The sequence below is a fragment of the Micromonospora sp. 4G55 genome (genome assembly GCF_016803375.1).
Window position 1 is genome coordinate 1 of sequence record NZ_JAEVHN010000497.1, and the last position, 4654, is coordinate 4654.

General features: G+C 72.4%; 3 protein-coding genes and 1 pseudogene. All 4 read right to left on the reverse strand.

Annotation, left to right across the window (positions count from 1 at the left end; all coding sequences use genetic code 11):
• Window positions 1–132: 132 nt before the first annotated feature.
• A complete protein-coding gene (locus JNW89_RS28255; RefSeq protein WP_238451417.1) occupies window positions 133–1554 on the reverse strand; it encodes a ferric reductase-like transmembrane domain-containing protein in 1422 nt (473 codons plus the stop codon).
• On the reverse strand, window positions 1551–2261 hold the full coding sequence (locus tag JNW89_RS36990) for a DUF1501 domain-containing protein (protein ID WP_238451418.1): 711 nt from the start codon (window positions 2259–2261) through the stop codon (window positions 1551–1553). Before JNW89_RS36990 ends, JNW89_RS28255 begins: the two co-directional genes overlap by 4 nt.
• Before the next feature lie 482 nt (window positions 2262–2743).
• On the reverse strand, window positions 2744–2932 hold the full coding sequence (locus tag JNW89_RS28265) for a hypothetical protein (RefSeq protein WP_238451419.1): 189 nt from the start codon (window positions 2930–2932) through the stop codon (window positions 2744–2746).
• A gap of 8 nt (window positions 2933–2940) precedes the next feature.
• A pseudogene (locus tag JNW89_RS28270) lies at window positions 2941–4637 on the reverse strand (DUF1800 domain-containing protein).
• Window positions 4638–4654 lie beyond the last annotated feature (17 nt).

A 4654-nucleotide genomic window follows, 5' to 3' on the forward strand; every position in this document is an offset into this window, starting at 1 on the left:
GACGCCTGGTCGGCGGGGAGGTCCTGAGCGACCTGGCTGGCGCCCGGGGAGCCCTTGAGCACCACCAGCGCGCTGGTGCTGGCGGCCAGGCCAGTGATCGCGAGGATCGCGCGACGCATGTCGGGTGCCTCTCTACAGCTCGAACGTGGCGAGGTGGATCTGCCGGCGGGGCACGCCGGCGGCGCGCAGCACCCGCACCGACTCCTCGACCAGCCCGGACGGGCCGCAGAGGTAGACGTCGCGGCGGGCCACGTCGGGCACCAGCCGACGCAGCCCGTCGGGGTTCATCACCTGGCGGGGGCCGGCGTCGTCGCGGGAGCCGATGACGTACCAGACGGAGACCTGGCGGGCCTGGGCGAGCCAGTCCAGCTCGTGGTGCAGCAGCACGTCGGCGGGGGTGCGGGCGCGGTAGATCAGCGCGGCGCCGGGCGGCAGCTCCTCCAGCATCGCCCGCAGCGGGGCGATGCCGCTGCCGCCGGCGATCAGCAGGGCCCGCTCCCGGGTGCGGTGCGCGGCGGTGAAGGTGCCGGACGGTCCCTCCGCCCAGACCCGGGTGCCCGGGTCGAGGTCGCGCAGGTCGGCGGTGTGCGCGCCGACCACCTTGACGGTCAGCCGCAGCCAGCGGCCGTTGGCCGCGGCGGAGAGCGAGAACGGGTGCGACTGCCACCAGCAGCCGCGGGTGAGGAACCGCCAGCGGAAGTACTGCCCGCCGAGCATGTCGATCTGGTTGAGCCGCGCGCCGGTCAGGTAGATCGAGATGGTGTCCGGAGTCTCGGCGACCACGTCGGCCACCTGGAGCCGGTGGCGCAGGTTGAAGCGCAGCGGGGCGACCAGCCGCCCCCAGACCAGGGCGGCGACCACCAACAGGTAGGCGGCGATCCAGCCGGTGCGCACCGGCCCGGGCTGGAAGAGCTGGGCGCCGTTGCTGAACTGGTGACCGAAGCCCAGCAGCAGGGCCGCGTAGCTGGTCAGGTGCAGGTGGTACCAGAGTTCGTAGGGCAGCAGGGTGCGGATCGCCCGGACGCCGGTGAGGCCGACCAGCACCATGATGCCGGCGGCGGCGAACGCGGCGAGCATGTCCTCGTAGTCGCGCAGCAGCACGCCCACCTCGCCCACCACCGACTGCTCGTCGGCCTCGGCGTAGGCCACCAGGAGCAGCGACATGTGGGCGAGCACCGCGACCAGCAGGGTGGCGCCGACGTCCCGGTGCAGCCGGGAGATCCGCTCGCCGCCGAGCCAGCGTTCCAGCCCGCCGAGGCGGCTCATCATCAGCACCTGCACCAGCAGCAGGTAGCCGGCGACCAGGCCGGTGATCCGCCCGGCGGCGGTGAGCACGTCGCCGGTGTCGGCCAGCGCGCCGGCCGGGGTGTCCAGCCACCAGGGCAGCACGCTGGCCAGCAGGCCGAGCCAGAACAGCGCGGACACCGCCCGTCGGCCGCCGGGCCCGCGCCGGGGCAGCGCCGGTGGCGGGGGTACGGGGGCGGCCGAACGGCCGCCGTGCCGGGACGAGCTCCCGGTACGGCGGCCGCCGGCGTACGTGTCCTGGTACGTCACGCGTACAGCTTCATGGGGGTGTACTTCTGCCTCGGGAAGATCTTGTCCACCTCGGCGTTGGTCAGGCCGAACCGCCCCTGCGCCACGCTTCCGTAGACGTTGAACATGTTGTTGTACTCAGGTACGTCGCCACTGTCCAGATCGTTCAACCCGTTCCAGGTGCCGAGCAGCGAGCCGGCGAGCTTGCGGCCGGAGAGCAGGGTGATCACGCCGCCGTGGCCGTGGTCGGTGCCGCCGCTGTTGGAGGCGACCCGGCGGCCGAACTCGCTGGACACCATGATGGTGACGTCGGCGGCCCGGTCACCGAGGTCGGTGAAGAACGCGGCCATCGCCGTGGCCAGCTCGTTGAGCCGCCGGTGCAGCTGGCCGCCGTCGCGGGTGCCCTGGTTCTCGTGGGTGTCGTAGCCGCCCATGCCGACGGTGGCCACCCGGACGTTCGCCCCGCCCTTGATCAGCTGGGCGAGCTGCTGGAACGCGGACCCGACGCCCTCGTACGTCACCCCGGCCGCCGGCTGGTACGGCTTGGCCGCCAGCCGCTGCGCCGTGGCCAGCGCGCCCATGCCGTCGAGCACCGCCTCCTGGACGGGGTGGTTGATCCCGGTGAAGAGGCCCCGGATCGCCTTCTCGGTGGCCGCCCGGTACTTCTCGTCGCCGTTGAGCCGCAGCGAGCCGACGTTGTTGATCGACAGCGCGCCGTTGGTGCCCACCAGCGACCGGGGCAGCGTGCTGCCGATGCCGACACTGCGGAACGCGGTGCCCTTGCCCAGGGCGTCGACCAGGCTGTCCAGCCAGCCCCGGCCGCCGGTCTCGTTGGGCAGGCCGCCCAGGTTGCAGGCGTCCGCGGCCTGGAAGTGGCTGCGGGACAGCCGCTCGTCGGAGACCGCCGGGATGAAGCCGAGCTGGCCGGCCTTGAGCCACTGCTCCAGCGGCTGGAACGCCGCTGGTCAGCTTGAAGCCGCGGCCCAGGGCCAGCGAGTCGTTGCCGAGCAGCAGGTCGGGCCGGGCCTTGGCCAGCACCGGGTCGTTGTCCGGCGCGACCAGGCTGAGCCCGTCCAGCCCGCCGTAGAGGAAGACGTGGATCAGGGTGCCGGTCTTCGTCGCGGCGAACGGACGCCGAGGTGGTGACGAACTGCGCGGTGGCCAGCGCGGTGGCGGTGGCGGCGGCGCCGGCGACGAAGGTCCGCCCGGGTCACCCCCCGCCCGTCCTGCTGGGCCTCCTCCAGGTCCTCCAGCCGGCGGTAGCGGTCGGCCTCGGCGGCGCTCTCGGCGGCGACGATGTCGCCTCGGCGCGCAGCAGCGCCTCGGCCGGGTTGTCGGCCAGCCGCCGCAGGTCGGGGCATTCGGGGTGCAGGGGGAACGAGTGCACAGTCTTCTCCATCGGGTGCCTCACCGGAGGTGGTGCTGGGGGGAAGCGAGGATCGCCCGCGCGACGGCGGTGACGGCCCCGTTGAACGTCGCGTCGACCTTGGCGCCGGCCGGCACGCCGGCGACACCGAGGATCAGCGCCTTCTCCTTGGCGCTCAGCTTCTGGTGCACCAGCCGCTGGGCGAGCGCGTCCACGTACGCCCCGGCGGTCGCCGGCGGCTTCGCCACCAGGTTCTCCGCGCTGGTGTAGGTGAACTCGGTGCGGTAGCCGTTGAGCAGGTCGGCGGCCTCGTTCCAGCCGTTGACCATGGTGCCGGCCGAGGTCCAGGCGACGTAGACGTCCGGGTAGCCGTCCGGCGTGGGCTGGCCCATCGGGTACTGGCCGAGCTCGCGCAGCTTGTCGTGGACCTGGCGCAGCCCCCGGGCGAACGCCGGGCGCCCGCCGTCGGACTTGAAGCCCCGCGACGCCTCCGGCCGCACGTTGAGGGTCCGGTAGGTGGCGATCAGGTACTCCATCGGCCGGCGCACCTTCTGCCCCACCGCCGCCCAGAACTCCGAGGAGCTGAAGAGCGTCATCAGCAGCGGCTTCACCATGCCCTTGTTGACCGTGTACGTCTTGGCCAGCCGGTCCACCAGGGACTTCGGCGGGGTGTCCGAGACGAACCGGGTGGCGAGGCTGCGCGCCACGTACTGGGCGGTCGACGGGTGCAGGGCGATGTAGCGGATGTACGAGTCGATGACCGCGTCGGCCTTCTTCGGGTCCGCCGAGGCGTTCGCGTGGCTGAAGCCGAGGATCTTGACCTTGCCGAGGTAGTGCTGGTCGGCGCGGAAGACGTACTTGCCGTCCTGGACACCGCGGCCGGTCTGGAGCATGGCCGCCTGCCGTACGTCCTTCTCGGTGTAGCCGCCGTCGACGCCGACCGAGTACAGCTCGAGGTTCTCCCGGGCGAGGTTCTCGTTGATGGCGTCCTTTCGGGAGTCGTTCTGGCTCAGGTAGAGCAGCAGGGCGGGGTGCTTGTTCGCGGCGACCAGCATGTCCGGGTAGCTGCCCAGCGCGTTGGCCCGCACGACGTCCCGGTCGAACGAGTTGCGGTAGACCTCGCCGCCGTCGAAGTCGGCGGCGACGTGCAGGAAGTCGTTCCAGAAGTCGACCATCACCTCGAAGAGCTGTCGCTCGGACCAGATCTGGCGGGCGATGGTGGCGTCCACCATCTCCTTCTCCGGCTGCACGCCCTTGTCGTTGAGCTGGTGCGCTGCTCGCGCAGCTGCACCGGGCTCAGCTTGAGGCTGGGCAGCTCGGCCAGCTTCAGCTCGGCCGGGCTCGGCGCGATCTTCTCCGGGTCGAGCTGCCAGCGGATCCACCCATCGATGCCCATCCGGCGGATGTCGGCGAGCGTCTTGGGCGAGGCGCCGAAGGTGGCCCGGCTGGCGAGGTGCCGTACCGGGTCCTTGGCCAGCACCGTCTTCACCGTCACCGGGGTCTCGGCCGCGGCGGCGGCCGGGCCGGAGAAGGTCCGCCCGCCGGTGGGGGCGTTCTTCTTCAGCGCGGCCCCGGCCCGGGAGCCCATGTAGCTCTCGTTCTGCTCGGTGTAGGTGCGCACCGTGCTCGCCTGCTGCCCGCTGGGACGGGCGGCGGTGCCGTCGGTGACGGTGGTGCCGGTGGCGTCGCCCGCCACCGTGTCGTCGCCGCCGAAGAAGCCGCGCACCGACGAGTTCATCGCGAGGGCGGCGCCGC

Bases quoted from the DNA above. Each gene is read 5' to 3' on its own strand.
- JNW89_RS28265 (WP_238451419.1), bottom strand. From the start codon at position 2,932: ATGGAGAAGACTGTGCACTCGTTCCCCCTGCACCCCGAATGCCCCGAC.